Source organism: Rhodococcus sp. AW25M09, from assembly GCF_000333955.1.
GTDB lineage: Bacteria > Actinomycetota > Actinomycetes > Mycobacteriales > Mycobacteriaceae > Rhodococcoides.
In genome coordinates this window covers 20,740-38,295 of record NZ_CAPS01000018.1, presented here as the reverse complement: position 1 = coordinate 38,295, position 17,556 = coordinate 20,740, and the positions used below count along the sequence as shown (strand labels likewise).

20 protein-coding genes are annotated in these 17,556 nt (G+C 64.9%); 9 read left to right on the top strand and 11 right to left on the bottom strand.

Features of this window, described 5'->3' with window-relative positions:
* Window positions 1–57: 57 nt before the first annotated feature.
* Window positions 58–1,032: an NAD(P)/FAD-dependent oxidoreductase gene (locus RHODMAR_RS03285; RefSeq protein WP_042937793.1), complete on the bottom strand. Its 975-nt coding sequence runs from the start codon at window positions 1,030–1,032 to the stop codon at window positions 58–60.
* Between the two features lie 238 nt (window positions 1,033–1,270).
* Here RHODMAR_RS03285 and RHODMAR_RS03280 point away from each other — a divergent pair, with 238 nt between their 5' ends.
* On the top strand, window positions 1,271–1,513 hold the full coding sequence (locus RHODMAR_RS03280; protein ID WP_232433563.1) for a hypothetical protein: 243 nt from the start codon (window positions 1,271–1,273) through the stop codon (window positions 1,511–1,513).
* Here the strand turns inward: RHODMAR_RS03280 and RHODMAR_RS28600 are convergent.
* Together RHODMAR_RS28600 and RHODMAR_RS28885 are read right to left on the bottom strand one after the other, a co-directional pair.
* Window positions 1,510–1,668 carry a hypothetical protein gene (locus RHODMAR_RS28600; RefSeq protein ID WP_198289387.1) on the bottom strand — a complete coding sequence of 53 codons (159 nt, stop codon included), beginning with the start codon at window positions 1,666–1,668 and terminating at the stop codon, window positions 1,510–1,512. The two genes, RHODMAR_RS03280 and RHODMAR_RS28600, sit on opposite strands and share 4 nt — an antisense overlap.
* 68 nt (window positions 1,669–1,736) lie before the next feature.
* Window positions 1,737–2,207: a hypothetical protein gene (locus RHODMAR_RS28885; RefSeq protein WP_232433562.1), complete on the bottom strand. Its 471-nt coding sequence runs from the start codon at window positions 2,205–2,207 to the stop codon at window positions 1,737–1,739.
* Here RHODMAR_RS28885 and RHODMAR_RS28880 point away from each other — a divergent pair.
* A complete protein-coding gene (locus RHODMAR_RS28880; RefSeq protein ID WP_332307743.1) occupies window positions 2,119–2,808 on the top strand; it encodes an SGNH/GDSL hydrolase family protein in 690 nt (229 codons plus the stop codon). The two genes, RHODMAR_RS28885 and RHODMAR_RS28880, sit on opposite strands and share 89 nt — an antisense overlap.
* A 54-nt stretch (window positions 2,809–2,862) precedes the next feature.
* Entirely contained in the window at window positions 2,863–3,354 is a 492-nt protein-coding gene (locus RHODMAR_RS03265; protein WP_442970020.1) for a DUF937 domain-containing protein, read from the top strand.
* On the opposite strand, the gene RHODMAR_RS03260 is transcribed toward RHODMAR_RS03265, so the two are convergent.
* Genes RHODMAR_RS03260 through RHODMAR_RS03250 form a run of 3 tightly spaced genes read right to left on the bottom strand, consistent with a single transcriptional unit; the run spans window position 3,290 to window position 6,212 of the window.
* On the bottom strand, window positions 3,290–4,480 hold the full coding sequence (locus RHODMAR_RS03260; protein ID WP_008711254.1) for an NAD(P)/FAD-dependent oxidoreductase: 1,191 nt from the start codon (window positions 4,478–4,480) through the stop codon (window positions 3,290–3,292). The genes RHODMAR_RS03265 and RHODMAR_RS03260 overlap by 65 nt on opposite strands.
* Window positions 4,477–5,868, bottom strand: coding sequence for a cytochrome P450 (locus RHODMAR_RS03255; RefSeq protein WP_008711253.1), 1,392 nt, complete (start codon window positions 5,866–5,868; stop codon window positions 4,477–4,479). The genes RHODMAR_RS03260 and RHODMAR_RS03255 overlap by 4 nt, the downstream gene beginning before the upstream one ends.
* 23 nt (window positions 5,869–5,891) lie before the next feature.
* Window positions 5,892–6,212, bottom strand: a complete 321-nt coding sequence (locus tag RHODMAR_RS03250) for a 2Fe-2S iron-sulfur cluster-binding protein (protein ID WP_008711250.1) — start codon at window positions 6,210–6,212, stop codon at window positions 5,892–5,894.
* A 98-nt stretch (window positions 6,213–6,310) separates the two neighbouring features.
* Between RHODMAR_RS03250 and RHODMAR_RS03245 the strand changes: the two genes are divergently transcribed.
* On the top strand, window positions 6,311–7,324 hold the full coding sequence (locus tag RHODMAR_RS03245; protein ID WP_042937789.1) for a helix-turn-helix domain-containing protein: 1,014 nt from the start codon (window positions 6,311–6,313) through the stop codon (window positions 7,322–7,324).
* Between the two features lie 89 nt (window positions 7,325–7,413).
* Window positions 7,414–8,055, top strand: coding sequence for a LysE family translocator (locus RHODMAR_RS03240; RefSeq protein ID WP_008711247.1), 642 nt, complete (start codon window positions 7,414–7,416; stop codon window positions 8,053–8,055).
* A 7-nt stretch (window positions 8,056–8,062) separates the two neighbouring features.
* On the opposite strand, the gene atzF is transcribed toward RHODMAR_RS03240, so the two are convergent.
* Genes atzF through RHODMAR_RS03215 form a run of 5 tightly spaced genes read right to left on the bottom strand, consistent with a single transcriptional unit; the run spans window position 8,063 to window position 14,718 of the window.
* Entirely contained in the window at window positions 8,063–9,751 is a 1,689-nt protein-coding gene (atzF, locus tag RHODMAR_RS03235; protein ID WP_008711245.1) for an allophanate hydrolase, read from the bottom strand.
* A complete protein-coding gene (locus RHODMAR_RS03230) occupies window positions 9,741–11,753 on the bottom strand; it encodes a 5-oxoprolinase/urea amidolyase family protein (protein ID WP_008711244.1) in 2,013 nt (670 codons plus the stop codon). The genes atzF and RHODMAR_RS03230 overlap by 11 nt, the downstream gene beginning before the upstream one ends.
* Window positions 11,750–12,379, bottom strand: a complete 630-nt coding sequence (locus tag RHODMAR_RS03225; RefSeq protein WP_051047743.1) for an urea amidolyase associated protein UAAP2 — start codon at window positions 12,377–12,379, stop codon at window positions 11,750–11,752. The genes RHODMAR_RS03230 and RHODMAR_RS03225 overlap by 4 nt, the downstream gene beginning before the upstream one ends.
* Entirely contained in the window at window positions 12,376–13,164 is a 789-nt protein-coding gene (locus RHODMAR_RS03220; protein ID WP_008711240.1) for an urea amidolyase associated protein UAAP1, read from the bottom strand. The genes RHODMAR_RS03225 and RHODMAR_RS03220 overlap by 4 nt, the downstream gene beginning before the upstream one ends.
* A gap of 6 nt (window positions 13,165–13,170) precedes the next feature.
* Entirely contained in the window at window positions 13,171–14,718 is a 1,548-nt protein-coding gene (locus RHODMAR_RS03215) for an amino acid permease (RefSeq protein WP_008711238.1), read from the bottom strand.
* 188 nt (window positions 14,719–14,906) lie between these two features.
* Here RHODMAR_RS03215 and RHODMAR_RS03210 point away from each other — a divergent pair, with 188 nt between their 5' ends.
* The 4 genes from RHODMAR_RS03210 to RHODMAR_RS03195 are packed head-to-tail and all read left to right on the top strand — an operon-like array spanning window position 14,907 to window position 17,556.
* Window positions 14,907–15,608, top strand: coding sequence for a TetR/AcrR family transcriptional regulator (locus RHODMAR_RS03210; RefSeq protein WP_008711237.1), 702 nt, complete (start codon window positions 14,907–14,909; stop codon window positions 15,606–15,608).
* Window positions 15,605–16,270: an SDR family NAD(P)-dependent oxidoreductase gene (locus RHODMAR_RS03205; RefSeq protein WP_008711234.1), complete on the top strand. Its 666-nt coding sequence runs from the start codon at window positions 15,605–15,607 to the stop codon at window positions 16,268–16,270. Before RHODMAR_RS03210 ends, RHODMAR_RS03205 begins: the two co-directional genes overlap by 4 nt.
* 10 nt (window positions 16,271–16,280) lie before the next feature.
* On the top strand, window positions 16,281–16,745 hold the full coding sequence (locus tag RHODMAR_RS03200) for a cupin domain-containing protein (protein ID WP_008711232.1): 465 nt from the start codon (window positions 16,281–16,283) through the stop codon (window positions 16,743–16,745).
* A complete protein-coding gene (locus RHODMAR_RS03195) occupies window positions 16,738–17,556 on the top strand; it encodes a spermidine synthase (RefSeq protein ID WP_008711230.1) in 819 nt (272 codons plus the stop codon). Before RHODMAR_RS03200 ends, RHODMAR_RS03195 begins: the two co-directional genes overlap by 8 nt.

The window sequence follows — 17,556 nt, the reverse complement described above, 5'->3', positions numbered from 1 at the left end:
TTCGGTAGTGCATTCGGTGACGAAGCCCGAAGTGGGACGGTCTGCGGCACCGGGTGCCTAGGGGGCCGTGGATTTTGCTCGTTCCACGGCGGCGCGGACGTCCTCCTCGATCAGGTCACCGTTGATCGCGGCACCTGCTTTGACCCCCGCCGCCGCCGCAGCGACCACGGTGTCCATCGGCGCTGCGACGTTGCCGGCGACCCAGACGCCCGGCACAGCGGTGGCGCCGACCGGATCGGCCTCGATGTAGGTGCCGAGAACGTGGTCGTCCAGCACCATCTCGGTGGTGCCGAGGCCGAGCGAGACCAGGATGTCCGCGCGGGAGGTGAAGCTGGGGCCCACGACCAACGCGTCGAGTCGAACCTGCCGACCGTCCGACAGCGTGACACCGACGATCGCGTCGTTGTCGACCTCGACCCCGGCGATCTCCTCGTCGACGACGTCGATGCCGCGCGCAGCGAGTCTCTGCAACTCCTCGTCGGTGAACTCCGGTGCTGTGTGGGCGAACACGGTGACATGTTCGGTGAGCTGACGCCACATCTGCGCCTGGTGCTGGGCCATGGCGCTGCCGACAATTCCGATTGCGCGGTCTCGTACCTCCCAGCCGTGGCAGTACGGGCAGTGCAGCACGTCGCGGCCCCATCGTTCGGCGAGACCTGGGATGTCGGGCAGAACATCGGTGAGGCCGGTGGTGACCAGAAGGCGTCGGCCCTGGACGACGGAACCGTCGGCGAGGGATATCTCGAAACCGGATTCGGTGCGGGTCGCCGAACGAGCGGTGCCGTCGATGATGTGCGCACCGTAGTGCCGCGCCTCGTCGCGGCCGAGTCGGACCAGTTCGAGTGGCGACTCACCGTCGCGGGTGAGGTAGTTGTGCGAGTGTGCTGCGGGCGCGTTTCGCGGATCACCCGCGTCGACGACCACGACGGATCGGCGAGAGCGGCCGAGGGCAACGGCAGCGCTGAGTCCGGCAACGCCGCCGCCGACGACGATTGCGTCGACCGGAGTGTGGTGAACAGTGTCTGAAGTCATGCAGAGAGTGTCACTCCGCAGGCTGCATAGCAGCAAGAAAAGTTGCGAGAACAGCAAGTTATTGAGGTAGAAAATACTGTCTGACGTATTTTGCGACCACAACTGGGGGAATCACCCATTAGTGCGCACAATGGCTACCCCGGTGTTCGCCGACTTCGTCGATAAGCGCGGATCTACCGCTTGAGCAGGGCGTTCACTCGAGGTCTACTAGTCGGTAAGAAACGAGCCAGGGGGGCGCATGGGGCATTTCGAGATCGGCGAGACCGTGATCACAGTTCGAAATCTTGGGCGCGTGCGATGGCGCAGCGGGATTCCCACGGGAACCGTGGGCGTAGTCGTAGGCGTCGATTGGCTTGGTGACGCTCGCGTCAGCTTCGCCGTCGACGGATCCAAGTCGGCCCAGGGCGAATCGGTCGAGCACATCGTGTCAGCAGGCGATGTCCGCACGCTGCGGGTTGCTCCCCGCCGATTGACCGGCTAATTCTTGTCGGTTCGCTCGTCGTCGGTAGCGGGGCCGGCTGGGGTTGCGCCGCCTTCGCTGGCCCAATCGTTGCCTTCAGGGGCCGCAGCCGGGTCCGACTGAACGTCCTTCTTCGCGTCGGGGGCAGCAGCGTCGTCGTTGTTCGGGGTAGTCATGACTACGGTGTACCCGTGCGGTGCCGATCGAATCGTCGGCACCGCAGAGGTGACCGGTCGGCCGGTCTCTACAGCCCGAAAGGCAGAGTGCCCGGTGCCAGCTCGAAGCCACTGCTGCCTGCGGAGATGGAGCCGAAGCCGCCGAGGATCGCGTTGATGAAATCGGTGATCATGGAGTGTGCCTGCCTTCGATGTGTAGATGCATTTCTCTGGACAACCTGGTCGAGGTTACCGGCAGCTGTAGCGTCGAAGCTGTGAGAAGCCCAGGAATCTGCGTCGGTCTCGCGGTGACCGCCTGCGTGCTCGCGGCCTGCACGTCGGAATCTTCCGCAACACAATCCCCCGCGCAGACCCCTGCCGCTCCGCTGAACTACGTCGCACTGGGGGATTCGGCCGCGGCGGGCCCACGCATCCCCGACCAGGTGGGCGTACCGGGATGCCAACAGTCCGATTCCAACTACCCACACGTTCTCGCGGCGCAACTCGGCGGTCGCCTCGTTCGTCGATGTCACCTGCTCGGGGGCCGTCACCGAGAACATCGTCTCCGCTCCCCAGGGCACATCCAGCGGAGAGGTGCCCGTGCAACTCGATGCGCTCAGCGCCGACACCGACCTGGTGACAGTCACGATCGGTGGGAACGACATCGGGCTGGTCTCGACGGCCGTGCAGTGCCTGACGTTCGCGAGCACCTCGGCGACCAACGTCTGCAAAGACCGGCTCACCGCGGGCGGTATCGACACCGTCGCCGCCGCCATTGCGGAGAACTCACCGAAGTGGGGAACCATGCTCGACGCGGTGGCCGAGCGCGCGCCCGACGCACGGGTCCTGGTCGTCGGGTACGGCACCTATCTGCCCGATGGTGGTTGCTTCCCCACCCAACCGATTCTGCCCGAGGACGCCGACTACATCCAGAGCAGCATCACCGCGATGAACGAGGCACTGAAGGCGCAGGCAAGCGAACACGGCGCGGAGTTCGTCGACACCGAGCCGTTGAGCGTCGGCCACGACGTCTGCGTCGCTCCCGATCAGCGGTACTTCGAGGGCGTCATCCCACAGAATCCGGCCGCGCCGCTGCATCCGACGGCGGCAGGAATGGCAGCGATCGCAGAAGGCGTCGCCCTCGTCGTGCGGGAGAACTGAGGTCTGATGCGTCGGCACCCACCGAGGGTGCCCCCCCTTCTCGAGGTGGAACTCATCGCATCGCTCGACGAACTTCTTGCTCAGATCCCTATCGGTCTCGAGGCCAATGCGCAGGACAGCTCCGGCGCAGCGTCGCTGGAGAACGCTCTGCAGAAGCATTCGGCGTCCGGGCTACTGGACGGCGGCATCGACATCGATCAGGTCGATACCGACGACGGTGCCAAGATCGTGTCGAATGTATTCGGTGACAAGGATAACCAGGTCACCTGCGCGCTCGGCGGAATCACTGGACGCGCGGACGCGTCACTGGTGCAGAAGGTGCTGCCGATTCTTGCGCCCATCGTCATGGCGTACCTGGCCAAGAAGCCCACGGGCGGTTCCGGCGGATCCGCAGGGGCGGGTGGCGGGCTCGGGGACCTGCTCGGCGGCATCCTCGGTGGTGCAGGTGGTTCCGGCGGCGTGCGGTCTCGTGTTCCGCTTTCTACCCGCCCAATTCTGCGCGTTCGACCGGGGAGCGCTCGGCGATCGCCTTCTTGCTCGTCATGAAATCGCGGGGTCGGTTGACGCAGTCTGCGGCGATGAGTTCGCTCTCGCGCAGGTAGTAGCACGTGAAATCGCGGTCGCGCTCGGGATCGCCATTGATGATGACCTCGTCGTATCCGGTGTTGAGTCCCGCGATCTGCAGTTTGAGGTCGTATTGATCGGACCAGAACCACGGCAGCGCAGACATGGTGGCAGATCCTCCGGCCATGGTCGACGCCGCCACTTTCGCGTGTTCGTTTGCGGCGGCGACACATTCGAGCCGGAGCCGTCGCTCGTATCGCGGGATCTCGTAGGAGGCGCAGTCGCCGGCAGCGATGACGTCGGGATCGTTGGTGCGAGCCCGATCGTCGATGACGATTCCGTTGTCGACGGTTATCCCGGCCGCTTCGGCGAGCTCGGTGTTGGGGACGATGCCCACTCCGACGACGACCAGGTCGGCGGGCAGCGTCTCTCCGCCCGCCAGTACTACCTCTCGCACCTGCGTGTCACCACGGAATTCCTCGACCAGTGCCCCCGTACGGATGACGACGCCGGACTCACGGTGGATCCGTGTGAAGAACGCCGAGACTACCGGTGCGGTAATACGTTCCAGCACGCGGTCGGCGGCCTCGACTACGGTCACCTCCAACCCCAGCTTGCTCAGCGAGGCTGCTGTTTCGAGACCGATGTACCCACCGCCGACGACTACTACTCGCTTACCCGGCACCGCAGCGGAGCGGAGCGACGCGGAGTCGGCGGCGGTACGCAGGTAGTAGATCCCCGCCAAATCGGCTCCGGGCGTGGTCAATCGGCGAGTCCGCGCGCCGGTGCAGAAGGCAAGCGTGCTGTACGACTGCATGACGCCGGTGTCGAGTGTCACGGTGCGCGCCTGCCGGTCGACGGCGGTCACGGCCGCGTCCACCAACTCGATGCTCTGCTTGTCGTAGAAGTCCGCGCCGCGGATCGCCAGAGCATCGAGGGCGGAGGTGCCGGCCAGATACGCCTTCGACAATGGGGGCCGCTGATAGGGCAACGTTTTCTCGTCGCCGATCAGGACGACATCCCCCGACCACTTCTCGCGCCGGAGGTGCGCGGCCAGCGCAGCGCCGGCATGGCTGGCGCCGATGATCACCGCACGGTCGGTGCTCACTCCGGCTGCGCCTTGGGGGTGAGCGTGACCATCATCTTCGTTATGCCTCGCACGAAGTTCGACTGCACGTACTCGGGCTCGCCGATGACCGCGATATTCTCGAAGCGGGTCAGCAATTCCTCCCAGAGAATGCGCAACTGCATTTCGGCGAGCCTGTTGCCCATGCATCGATGCACGCCGAACCCGAACGCGATGTGATTGCGGGCATTCTTTCGGTCGATGACGAAGTCGTCGGGCCGCTCGAACACACGCTCGTCACGATTGCCGGAGGCGTACCACATGACGACTTTGTCGCCCTTGCGGATGAATTGACCGTTGAGGATGGTGTCGGATTTAGCGATCCTGCGCATATAGGCCAGCGGGGTCTGCCAGCGGATGATCTCGGACACCATGCCCGGGATCAGAGCGGGATCGGCCTTCAGTTTCTCGAACTGGTCGGGAAACTTGTTGAGCGCCAACACTCCACCGCTCATCGAGTTACGCGTGGTGTCATTGCCACCGACGATGAGTAGAAGGAGGTTGCCGAGGAACTCCAGGGGCCGCTCGATGAGGTCCTTGGTGTCGTCATTGGCTTGCAGCAACGAGATCAAGTCGAAGCCGGGTTCTTCGCCTGCGGCCGTGCGGGCGGCCTTGCGATGCCAGAGTTCGCTCAGGCTCGTGGCCGCTCCGCCCATTGCGCGGAACACCTCGTCGTTGTCCGACTGGCCGCCGTTGGTCTGTTCCATTGCCGTTGCAAGGTCGGACCATTCGACCAACTTGTGGCGTTGCTCGTACGGGAAGTCCAGGAGCGTCGCGAGCATCCGAGCGGTGAGTTCCATCGAGACGGTGCGCACCCAATCGAAAGGCTCGTTCACGGGTAGGTCGTCGAGGACCTCCCGAACCCGCGACCGAATCAGGCCCTCCATCTCGCGCAGATTCTTCGGGGCCACTACCCCTTGGACTGCAGCGCGCTGTGTGTCGTGCTGAGGGGGATCCTGCGCGATGAACATGGCGACGTCCATGAACCGCGGAGGTTCTCCGATGACGATGAACGGTTCGGCCGAGAACACCGCGTGGTTCTTGTCCACCGCGATGATGTCCGCGTGGCGGGTGACCGACCAGAACGGCCCGAACGGACTGGTGGGCTGGAAATGTACCGGTGCCTCGTTGCGTACGCGCTCAAAGTACGAGGTCCACCGACCCTGGCGATAGAGGAACGGGTTGCTCAGATCGATGTCCGCGAGATCGACTTCATCGACCGTGGGAATGGGGGTCTCGGTGAACATGACCCGACCATCGGTCCGGGTCACCAGTCGACGGGTCTTGTCGTAGAGGTGCGCGCCCCGGATCTGTAGTTCGATGGGGATGACGGATCTGGCGGTGTTCGAGACCGTTGCAGCAATACTCATGGTCCTGGCTCCTGTTCTACAGCTCAGAGTTGGAACTCGGGAATGCGGACGGTCAAGCCGTCCCAGTTCTCGCGTGCCGTCATCTGGCACGAGAGACGAGAGGTGGGCTCGCGCTCGGGATTCATCGCGAGCATGTCTTCCTCCACCTCATCGTTGGCGCCGACCACGTCCGTCCATCCGTTCTCGACGATGACGTGGCAGGTGCCGCAGGCCGCCTCACCGCCGCAGTCGCCATCGATGCCGGGCACAGCGTTGTCGACGGCAACACGCATGAGGGACGTGCCCTCGATCAGTGTTGCCTCGTGGTTCTCCCCGTCGTGGGTGACAAAGGTGACGTTCGCCATGGTGTGCTCCTCGCTGAGATGACTGTGATCTCACTCTCTACCGACTGAGTTCGCCGAACCAGGCTCGAATGCATCGCATTGTTGTTAATTTGGCTCATGTGAGATTCGATGAGTCAGGGGTGCCTCCGCTCGCCTTCGCGCAGCTGCTCGGAAGCGGCGCACTGGGTGAGCGGGCCGAGGCCGCGTTCCGAGACATTCTGGTGCGTGAGGATGTCAGCATGTCGGAGCTGATCAGCCGCGACGGTCAGGCACCCCTGCGGTGGTTCAGGCAGGTGTACCCGAATCTGGACCGTGCCCAGGGTTTCCGGCTGGGTGTGACCTTCGCCAGATACGTTCAGCCCACGTCGTTGGGACCACTGAGCCTGCCTGCGATCAGCGCCGGTTCGATAGCGGAGATCGTCGATCTGCTCGCGTTCCTGCCCCTGATCACGACAGCGCTTGCGGTGCAATCCCATAACACCGATCGTGGGCTGACCATCGGACTCTCCGGCCGTACCGGGGACGACGGACTCGACAGCATCGCTGTCGCCTATGGCGGTACGTGCCTTCTTCGTCTCATCGACATGCTCACGAGCTCAGCGCAAGCGGTCGAACTCCACCTGAACATCCCGCCGTCGGAGGTAGGAGCCACCCTCGACGAGGACCTGACCCGACGGTTCGTGTTCGATGCGCCGTCCCCGTTCGTGTTCGTCCCGGCGACCGTCCTCGACGAAGCATGCCGATTCTCCGACGCGGTGTCTTATCAGCTCGGGGTCGCGGAGCTGAAGAAGGCCGTCGACGGGCGTCGCACCAAGTCGTTCACGGACACGGTCCGTGCACTGTTCGATGCCGATGCCGACTGCACCAACAGTGCACACTGTGCGCGGCAACTGGCTGTCTCCACGAGCACCCTCAAGCGGCAACTCGGTGCGGAGGGCATCACTTTTCGTGAACTGCGGCAGTCGTTTCTGCGGGAGCGTGCAACCGTGCGCCTGCTGGACCGTTCGGTGACGGTAAGCGAGATTGCCACCGAACTCGGCTACAGCGATGTAGCGAGCTTCTCTCATGCGTTCACGCGATGGACCGGCCGGTCACCGAGGGAGTTCCGCAACCACGCCGTATCGCCGCGGTGAGACGGCGTCGCAGTGATATGGCTCGGTGGTGGCCATCATCGGGTAACTGGCCATGGACCGGGGAAGCTCGCTGAACAAGGCTGAAGGCCATGGTCACTGGAGCGGCAGTCGTCGGTGTGTTCGCAGTAGCCCTCGCGTTGGTTCTGACGCCGGGTCCCAACATGATCTACCTCGTCTCGCGCAGCATCTCGCAAGGTAGACGGGCGGGAATGGTGTCGCTGGCCGGCGTCGCGATCGGTTTCCTGATCTATCTGACGGCCACCAATCTGGGCTTGGCCGCGGTGTTCACTGCCGTTCCTGCGCTGTACACGGCGGTCAAGCTCGCCGGTGCCGCCTACCTTGCCTGGTTGGCGGTGCAGGCGCTGCGTGGGACCGTATCGGCATTCGAACCGGCCGAGCTGCAACAGGATTCGACTCGCCGACTGTTCTCCATGGGCTTGGTGACCAACCTGCTGAACCCGAAGATCGCGATCATGTACATCTCGGTCATCCCACAGTTCGTCGACCCTGCCGCCGGACACCTCGTGTTGCAGGGCTTCGTGCTCGGCAGCGTGCAGATTGCGGTGGCGGTGACGGTCAACCTGGCGATCGTGGTGCTGGCCGGATCGATCGCCAGGTTCCTTGCCGTCCGACCCACCTGGCTGAAGATGCAGCGCTACGCCATGGGCACCGTGCTCGGTCTACTCGCCGTGCGGGTCGCCACCGACGGCGGCAGGCCTGTGCCGGCGTGATGCGTTCTCACGCAGATCGATAGGCGCGCCAGCCGCCGTACTCGGTGATGTCGGTTCCCTGCTCGGCCGCGTCGTGTGCGCAGCAGAATCCGGTGACCCAGCGACCATCGGACAATTCGACCGGGCCGAGGCCCATCGGTGCGGGCAATGCGGCGAGAAAGGTGCCGAGAGCGGCCGCGGACATTCGGTACAACTCGCCGGCGATCGGCGCGCCGCCTGTTTGTCGCACCAGGCCCGGCTTGGGCGGAGTGGCATGCAGATCCACCAGCCGATAGTCCGAGGATGTGGTCACCTCACCGCAGAACCGGGCACCGCGATCGGTCAACTGGTGATGCACAGGAAAGCCGCGCAGATGCGCGCCCACGGCCAGTACCTCGATGCCGTCGTCGATCAACGACGGTGCGGGTGTGCCTGCCAGTCGAGCAGCGAGGTCGATCGCGACCTGATCCTCGAATGCGGGCACGACGAACATCACTCCGAACGGAGCGCTGTCCGCCGTCGGGGCACCGGGAACCGCCACGGCCGCCATGTCGAGCAGATTGCAGAAGTTGGTGAACGTACCCAGCCGGCGATTGATGCCGATCGGGTCCGACTGAACCGCAGCGATACTCGGGTGCTCGGTGGTGGTGGGTAGCAGTAGGCCGTCGACGTCACTCAGTAACGCGCGGGCAGTAGTCTTCGCTTTCCCGAGTGCATCGAGATCGTCCACGTATCGGTGCGCGGACGGTCCGGCCGCGGATCCGACGATCGCTGCGACCGTGGGATCGGCCCCGGCGGGCGCTGTGTCGAGAAATTTACCGACGGCCGAATAGCGCTGCGCCACAATGGCTCCGTCGTACAGTAGCTTCGCCGCATCGAGCAGCGCCGAGATATCGACCTCGACGTGGGTGAAGCCCTTGCCGGCCAGGCCTGCGACCGTGTCCTCGAATGCCCGACGGTAGGCCGGGCTCAACGACGCGAGGTCCTCGCTTCGGGGGATGGCGACGCGCGGTTGCGGTGCCGCAGCCAGTCGGACGTCGGCGGGCCAGGCCCGGCTGCGCGGATCGGTGACCGTGGGTCCGGTCATGACTTTCATTGCCGCGGTTGCACTGTCGAGATCGTGAGCCAGCACGGTCACGCAGTCGTAGTCGGCGCAGGCGGGGACCACTCCGGTGTTCGGGACGATACCCAGCGTGGTCTTGATGCCGACCAGGCCGTGGAATGCTGCCGGGACCCGACCGGATCCCGCGGTGTCGGTGCCGATTCCGATGTCTGCAATTCCCAGCGCCACGGCGGCGGCGGAGCCGGAACTGGATCCGCCCGAGACCAGCGTCGGGTCCCAGGCACAGCGCACTGCTCCGTAGGGACTGCGGGTGCCGACCAGACCGGTGGCGAACTGGTCGAGGTTGGTCTTCCCGAGCACCAGTGCGCCCTGACTCGTGAGACGTTCGATGGCGACAGCGGATACCGTGGGTGTGTACGCGAATTCGGGGCAGGCCGCGGTGGTGGGCAGACCTGCCACGTCGATGTTGTCCTTGACCGCGACGAGTACGCCCGCGAGCGGCAGATCGCTACCGGCCGATATCGCCTCGTCGATGGACACGGCCTCGGCGAGTACGTCGTTCTCGTCTCGCAGGGTGATCCACACTTCGGGGCGGTCGACCTCGGCAATACGCTTGTATGCCTGCAACACTCGCTCTCGCACCTCAGGCCGCATCGGTCTTTCCTTTCGTCGTGTCGAATTCGCCTGCTGCCGACCATGCGTCCCGCTCGGCTCCGAAGGCCACGGCCTGCTTCGCGCGGAACTCGTCGATGGAATCGGCATTGGTTTCGAGGAAACTCTCGTGCTCGGCCAGGGAGAACTCACCCTCGGTGATCTGTACTCCACCGCCGCGCCCGGCCGCCAGATCGGCGCGCAGATCCATCAACTCCTCGGGTTCGACCGGGTACCAGGAGATTCGGTCGAAGAACCGCAGCAACCACGGGGTGCCTTCCTCGAACGGACCGCCGCTGTAGGTTGCACTGTGGTTCCACACCTGCGTGGTTCGGCCGACGAACTGGTAACCGCCCGGACCCTCCATGCCGTAGATGCACAGGTACGCACCGCCGATACCGACCGCATTCTCCGGTGTCCACGTGCGCGCCGGGTTGTACTTCGTCGTCACCAGTCGGTGCCGTGGGTCGAGTGGGGTCGCCACCGGAGCGCCCAGATAGACATCACCCAGTCCGAGCACCATGTAGTCGGCGGCGAAGACGGTGTCGAATACGTCTGCAACGGAATCGAGTCCGTTCATGCGCCGGATGAACTCGATGTTCCAGGGGCACCAGGGGGCGTCGGCACGGACTCCGTGCATGTATCGCTGGATGGCTTCCCTGGTTGACGGGTCGTCCCACGACAGCGGCAGCCGAACCTGGCGGCTGGGGACCACCAGTTCCGAGGCGGCCGGCAGATCGTCCTCGACCTCGGCGAGCAGACCCATCAACGTCTCGATCGAGAGCACATCGGGATCGACCTTCACCTGCAACGAGCGGATGCCCGGGGTCAGGTCCACCAGCCCGCGCGGGGCGAGCGCCTCGACGCGCTGATGCAGAGCGTGTACTCGTGCGCGCAGAGTCAGGTCGAGTTTCATGTCGCCGTACTCGACGAGCACGTTGTCGTCCCCCGAACGTCGATAGGTGACGCACGTGTCCGCGTCACGCCTGCCGATGACTCCGTCGTCACCGTCGCCACCGGCGGAGAAGACCGCCGGCAGTGATGCCCGCCGGGCGAGACCGAGCGATCCCAGAGGTGCGGTGGAGGCAGCGCGGACCGGAACGAACCGGATGGTGTCGCCGGGGCGGAGCTGGCCCAGCTTCCACCGTTCGGCGGCGACCACGGTGACGGGACAGACGAATCCGCCGAGACTCGGGCCGTCGGGGCCGAGCAGGATCGGGGTGTCGCCGGTGAAGTCCAATGCGCCGACGCTGTAGGCGTTGTCGTGAATGTTGGACGGATGCAGTCCGGCTTCGCCGCCGTCTGTCCTGGCCCACTGCGGCTTGGGCCCGATCAGCCGGACTCCGGTGCGATCGGAGTTGAAGTGCACCTCGTAACGGGTGGCGTAGAGGGTATCGATGTCGTTGCGGGTGAAGAACTCCGGCGCGCCGTGCGGCCCCTCGGTGACGGCGATGTCCCAGGTGGATGTCAGCACTGGGAGGTGTTCCATCGGTATCGGTCCGAGGACGGCCGGGTTGTCCGATCGACCGCCGAGCGCAATGACGTCGCCCTCGCCGAGGGTGCCTCCGCGATGTCCGCCGAATTTTCCGAGCGTGAATGTCGCTGCGCTGCCGAGGTAGTCGTCGACCTCGAGACCCCCCTGGACCAGCACGTAGACCCGCAAACCGTGGCCGGTTGTCATACCGACGTCCAGGGTTGCGCCGGCAGGAACCAGCACCGGACGCCACTGCGGGACGGTTCGTCCGTCGATCGTCACCGGTACCGCGGCACCGGTGACGCAGACGTAGGTGTCTGCGTCGAACGTCAATGCAGGTCCTGCCATGGTGGACTCGAGCCCGGGTGCGCCCTCGGGATTGCCGAGCGCGGTGTTGCCGAGCCGAAACGACAGATCGTCCATCGGCCCGGACGGCGGCACGCCCACCTTCCAGTATCCGACGCGTCCCGGCCAGTCCTGGACCGTGGTGATCATGCCGGGCCGCTGGACGGTCATCTTGGTCGCGTTCATACCCCCGCCGACTCTCGCGTGACGATCATGCGGACTGCGGTGGGATCGAATCCGTTGCAGGGGTTGTTGATCTGCGGGCAGTTCGAGACCAGTACCAGGGTGTCGATCTCGGCGCGCAGCGAGAGCTTCTTGCCGGGTGCCGAGAGGCCGTCGACGATGCCGAGGGTGCCGTCGGCATCGACGGGGACGTTCATGAAGAAGTTGATGTTGGGTGCCAGGTCGCGCTTTCCGAGGCCCCACTTCGAGCCCTCGATGAGGAAGTTCTCGACGCAAGCGTGCTGATGCTGCGTGTGGTGGCCGTAACGCAGGGTGTTGGATTCCTTGGAGCAGGCACCGCCGACGGTGTCGTGGTTGCCGACCTCGTCCTCGACGATGGTCATCAGGGGTGTCGAATCATCGCTGCGCAGCACGGTTCCGGTGCTGAGGAACAAGTTCTGCTGCGCGGTGACGGTGGCGGCTGCGGAGTACCGGAGCGAGTGATCGTGTGCGCCGTACAGCAGGGTGTCGACGGCTTGGTTGCCGTACAGGTCGACGATGGTCAAAATGTCGCCGGCTTCGACGACAGCCGACCAGGGTCCGAATGCGGGGGCGATCTCGTCTTTCACGATTGCTGTGCTGGCGGTCATTGCGCTGCCTTCCATGCTTTCTCGGTGTTCTGCACTGCGCGTTGGTATTCCGGTTCGGTGTTGTCGAGTGTGAGCAACTCTTCGGGTGCTCGCCAGGCCAACACGTCGAGTGCTGTCGTGGAGTACTCGGTGCTGGGGTCAAGTGGGTGAGCGGTGTTGGCGAGCAACACGATCACCGGCAGATGGATCAGCAGATCCACCGAGCGCCCCGGTCCGGCCGAGCCGGTGCTGATCAGTGCACCGTCTGCTGCCACGGTGACGCCGTGGAAGAACGACAGTGACGGCGCTACGTCCCGCGGTTCGAGTCCGTGCTTGGCCGCGGCCAGCGTGAACAGCTCCCGGCCTGCCGGAGCTGACGAATGTGGTCCGCTGACTCCGTATTTCGCAGAATTGGTCGCCGAGGACGTCGTGCCGCAGAGCGCGTCGTGGTGACCGGAGGTGTCGCCGACGATGGTGGCCAACACGCGGCCCTGGTCCGAGAGGAGGGGATGGCCTGCGCTCAGATACGCCTGCCACGGAACCTTGACGGTGTCTGCGGTGTTGAGCCGCTCCCACGGTGCGTCGACGCGATAGAGCAGCAGATTGGCGCAGGCACTGCCGTCGACGTCGATGAGCCGCAGGCGTGTTCCGCGGGCGAGGACCTTGGTGGTGTAGCTGCCGCCGGGCACCGATTCTGCCCAGGTGAGGTCCGAAACACCCTCCGGCGCGGTGGGTGCAGGCGCGGTGGTGGCCTGCGACCGTGCGTGCTCCTTGGCCGAATGCGTGGTTGCTGTCGCTGTGCTCATGGTGGTTCAGGCTCCGATCGTGACAGGCTTCGGGTGGGCTTTGCCGTGGGGAAGACATGCGATGCCCACGACGATCACTGCGAGGACGGTCAATGGCGCGGCCCACAGCAGCAGGGGGAACTCGCCGGTGGGGTCGAAGATTTCGGCTCGCGGCCACGACAGGTTGACCACCATCAGTGCGCCGTAGAGAACTGCCGCGATGTTGACGGGTACACCGAGGCGGCCGAGGGTGAAGAGCTTCTGGCCGTCGGCATCGTGCTGCACTCCGCCGTGTGGCCAGCCTTTGAGTCGCTGGATCAACAGCGGGACGGTCACCATCATGTAGGCGAGATAGATCAACACGATGCAGACGCTCGATAGCGTGGTGAAGATCGCGGAGTTGCCGACGTTGACGGCCAGGATCGCGATGCAGGCAAGTCCGATGAGTACCGAGGGCGCAATGGGAGTTCCGGTGCGCGAGTTCACCTTCGCCAGAGCCGGCGAGGCGGGCAGTCGTCCGTCACGGGCCATGGAGAACATCAACCGAGATGCTGCGGTCTGAATCGCCAGGGTGCAGATGAACACGGCGATGGAGACGTCGACCAGCAGAACCTTGCCCCACGGCGAGGTGAGGATCGAGTCGATGACGTACGGCAGGCCCTGTGTGGCCAGCTGACCGTCGGTCAGGCTGGGCGCGGCCATCAGTGCGCCGACGATCATCAGGCCGCCACCGAGTGCGGAGGCGGAGAGGGCGAGTCGGATGGTGCGCGGTGCCACGCGTCGGGGATTGCGGGTCTCCTCGGCGAGTTCGCCCGCCGAGCCGAAGCCGACCATGACGTAGGCGGCCATCAGGCCGGAGATGATCCAGGCGCCGATGTAGCCGGGATCGGCTCCGGCGCTACCGGTATCGAAGACCACCTGCGGTCCGCGTTCGGCGTGGGTGAAGAACACCAGCACCAGAGCGATGACGCCGACGATCTCGCAGGTGACGCCGATGCTGTTGATGCGCGACATCCAGTCGACACCGATGCAGTTGATGGTGGTGGTGATGACCAGCAGAATCGACCCCAGCACAACGGCATTCGCCGCTCCGCTCGAGGAGGTGAGCGCGGTGTCCTCGCCGATCATCTGGAAGCCGCCCCAAATGCTGGGCAGCACCACCTGTAGTGCGATCGCGGCCGCCGAGGCGGTGACGATCTGCGCGATGATCATGAACCAACCGGCGAACCAGCCGACCAGTTCACCGCCCATGCGCCGCGACCAGTGGTAAATGGCACCCGAGATGGGATAGCGGGCAGCGAGTTCGGCGAAGTTCAGCGCCACCATGAACTGGCCGAGAAACACCAGTGGCCAGGTGAGGAAGAAGGCCGGGCCGCCGAAGCTGAAGCCGAGGCCGAAGAGTTGAAAGATGGTGGTGAGGATCGAGACGAACGAGAAGCCTGCTGCGAACGACGCGTACTTGCCGAGGCTGCGATGCAGCTGCTGGTCGTAGCCGAGGGCAGCGAGATCCGAATGGTCCGATGGGCCAGCCGGTTCCGAACCGGGGCCGGGGGCCGGCAATGTTGTCGAGCTCACGTAAGTCTCCTACGGGCGAGGTGGGTGGTGAGTGACCGCCCGCTGCATCGCCGAGGCGGGTTTCTGTCAGTTGATAGTTTTCGGCACCGCCGTTCCCGGCGAGTGACCGTCGTGAAACAAGCTCGTTTCGTCTATTTCGATCAGATGACAGAAATCTCACCGTCACGTCGACCTGACAAGATGGGGACATGACCGGCGCAGGCAGACCGAGGCTGAGTACGAAGAAGCGGCCCGGCGACACCGCTCGAGAGGAGATACTCGACGCCTCGGCCGAGCTGTTCACCACTCGCGGATTCACCAACACCTCGACCCGCGTCATCGCCGACGCCGTCGGACTGCGGCAGGCCTCGCTCTATCACCACTTCGCCACCAAGGACGACATCCTCGACGCACTGCTCAGCGGCACCGTCGATGCTCCGTTGGCTGTTGCGCAGCGCATTCGCGACTCGTCGGCAGATGCCGCCACCCAGATGTACGCACTGGCCTACTTCGACGCCAAGCAACTCGGCGCGTCCACGTGGAATCTGGGTGCGCTCTACCTGTTGCCCGAGCTACGCAGCGAGCGTTTCGAGACCTTCCGGGATCATCGGTACGCGCTGATGCGGCTCTACGCGGTCATCGCGTCGGACACACTGGTTCAGCTCGAATCCGAACGACGACCGGGCACGGAGGACCTGCCGTTCCGCCTGGTCGAGACCGTGGTGAACGCGCGGGCCGATCGCGAGAACGGCCGTCGCGACGCCACGGCAGATGCGGCCGGGATCGCCGTCGCGGCACTGCGCATTCTCGGCTGGACCGGAGGGGTCGGTGCCCTGCACGCGAGTGCGGAGGCCCTGCTCGGGGCGGTCGTCGGAATAGCCGAGGATCGTCAGTCCTTGAATACGACATGACTTCCATAGCAATAGTCGGAGCAGGTGCAGGTCTCGGAGCAGCGGTGGCGCGCAAGTTCGGTGCCCAGGGCTACTCGGTCGGCCTCATCTCCCGCAACCAGTCCCGCCTCGACGCACTCGCCGATCAACTGGCCGCCGACGGAGTATCGGCGAAGGGGTTCGCCGCCGACGTGCGCGATCCGGCCTCGATCGCCGCAGCATTGGAACAGGTCACCGAGACACTCGGTCCCATCGAGGTGCTGCAGTACAGTCCGCTGCCGCAGAAGGACTTCATGCGACCCGTCCTCGAGACCACCCCGGCAGACATGGTAGGTCCGGTCGAATTCTCCATCTACGGTCCGATCGCCGCCGTCCATCAGGTTCTGCCGGGTATGCGGTTCCTCGGCAAGAACAAGGGCACGATTCTGTTCGTCAACGGCGGCTCTGCGGTCAAGCCCGGTCGTGCGGTCACCGGCACGTCCATCGCTTTCGCCGGCCAGGCAGCATATGCGCAGCTGCTCAACGAGGAGTTGGCCGACGAGGGAATCCAAGTGTCGCAGTTGATCATCGGTGGTGCCATCGATGGCAAGGATCCGAAGAAGAGCCCCGAAGCTCTTGCCGAGCAGCTCTGGAGCCTGCACACCGAACGTGATCGATTCCGGGTTCAGGTCTCCACGGATTAGGGTTGCGGGCATGACGTCGCTGCCCGACTGGGCTCTGAGCCTCGACCTTGCACCACACCCTGAGGGTGGCTGGTTCCGGGAGACCTGGCGTAGCGACGTCACCATCGAGCAGGCTTCTCTGCCCGACGGCTACCCGGGGCCTCGCGCGGCAGGCACGGCAATCCTGTTCCTGCTCATGCCCGGTCAGCGCTCCGCGTGGCACACCGTCCGCGGGACCGAGATGTGGCTGTACCACCGGGGCAGTCCGGTGCAGCTCGATCTCGGCGGCGCAGCTGCCGAGCCAGGGGCGGTGACCTCGCTGCTGGTCGGTCCCGAATCTCCACAGCAGATCGTGCCACCGTCTGTGTGGCAACGGGCGCAGCCGGTGGTCGACGAGCCGAGCTTGGTCAGCTGCATCGTGACGCCGGGATTCGATTTCGAGGACTTCCGACTCGAGGCCCTGGAGGACTTCCGACTCGAGGCCCAGGATGGGTAGGAAGCGTGAGTCAGCCGGCGGCCTGACGCCGGGAGTATTCGAGATCGATTCGGGCACCTGTGAATTGGTCAGAGACTCGTTCTCCGACGACGGCTGGGTCGTCAACGTCAACGACGTTCCGAGCTCGCACATCGACATGAACGACCCCACCGTCCTCGAGTTCGAGTACATGCGATGGATCTCGGGACTCGTCCGCGCGCAGTGGGATTCGAGCTTCCCCCTGCGAGCCCTGCATCTCGGGGGTGGGGCGTGCACACTTGCTCGCTCGTTCACCGCGGAATTTCCCGGTGCGCGTCAGGTTGTGGTGGAGCTCGACGGCAGACTCTCGGAGCTCGTTCGCGAGTGGTTCGAGCTGCCGCGGGCACCACTGCTCCGCATCCGCGTCGGGGAAGCGCGGGCGGTCACCGAAACTCTGTCCGAGAACAGTCGCGACCTGATCGTGCGAGATGTGTTCGCGGGAGCCACAACTCCGGCCCCTCTGCTCACCGCCGAGTTCACCGCCCATGTTCGACGCGTCCTCTCGCCCGGCGGTATGTACGTCGTCAACTGCGGTGATCGTCGAGATCTGTCGCTCGCGAAGCAGGAGGCGTCGACCATCGGCAGCGTGTTTCCACATACGGCGATCGTCGCCGATCCGGCGATGCTCAAGGGCAGGCGCTACGGCAACATCATCATCGCCGGCAGCGATGTCCCGATCGGAGACTCACCCTCACTGGCGCGCGAATTGCTCGGCGGCGCAGTTCCGGCGCACGTGTGGTTGACCGAGCAGGTCGAGACGTTCTCGCGGGGGGCCAAAGTCCTGCGGGACTGA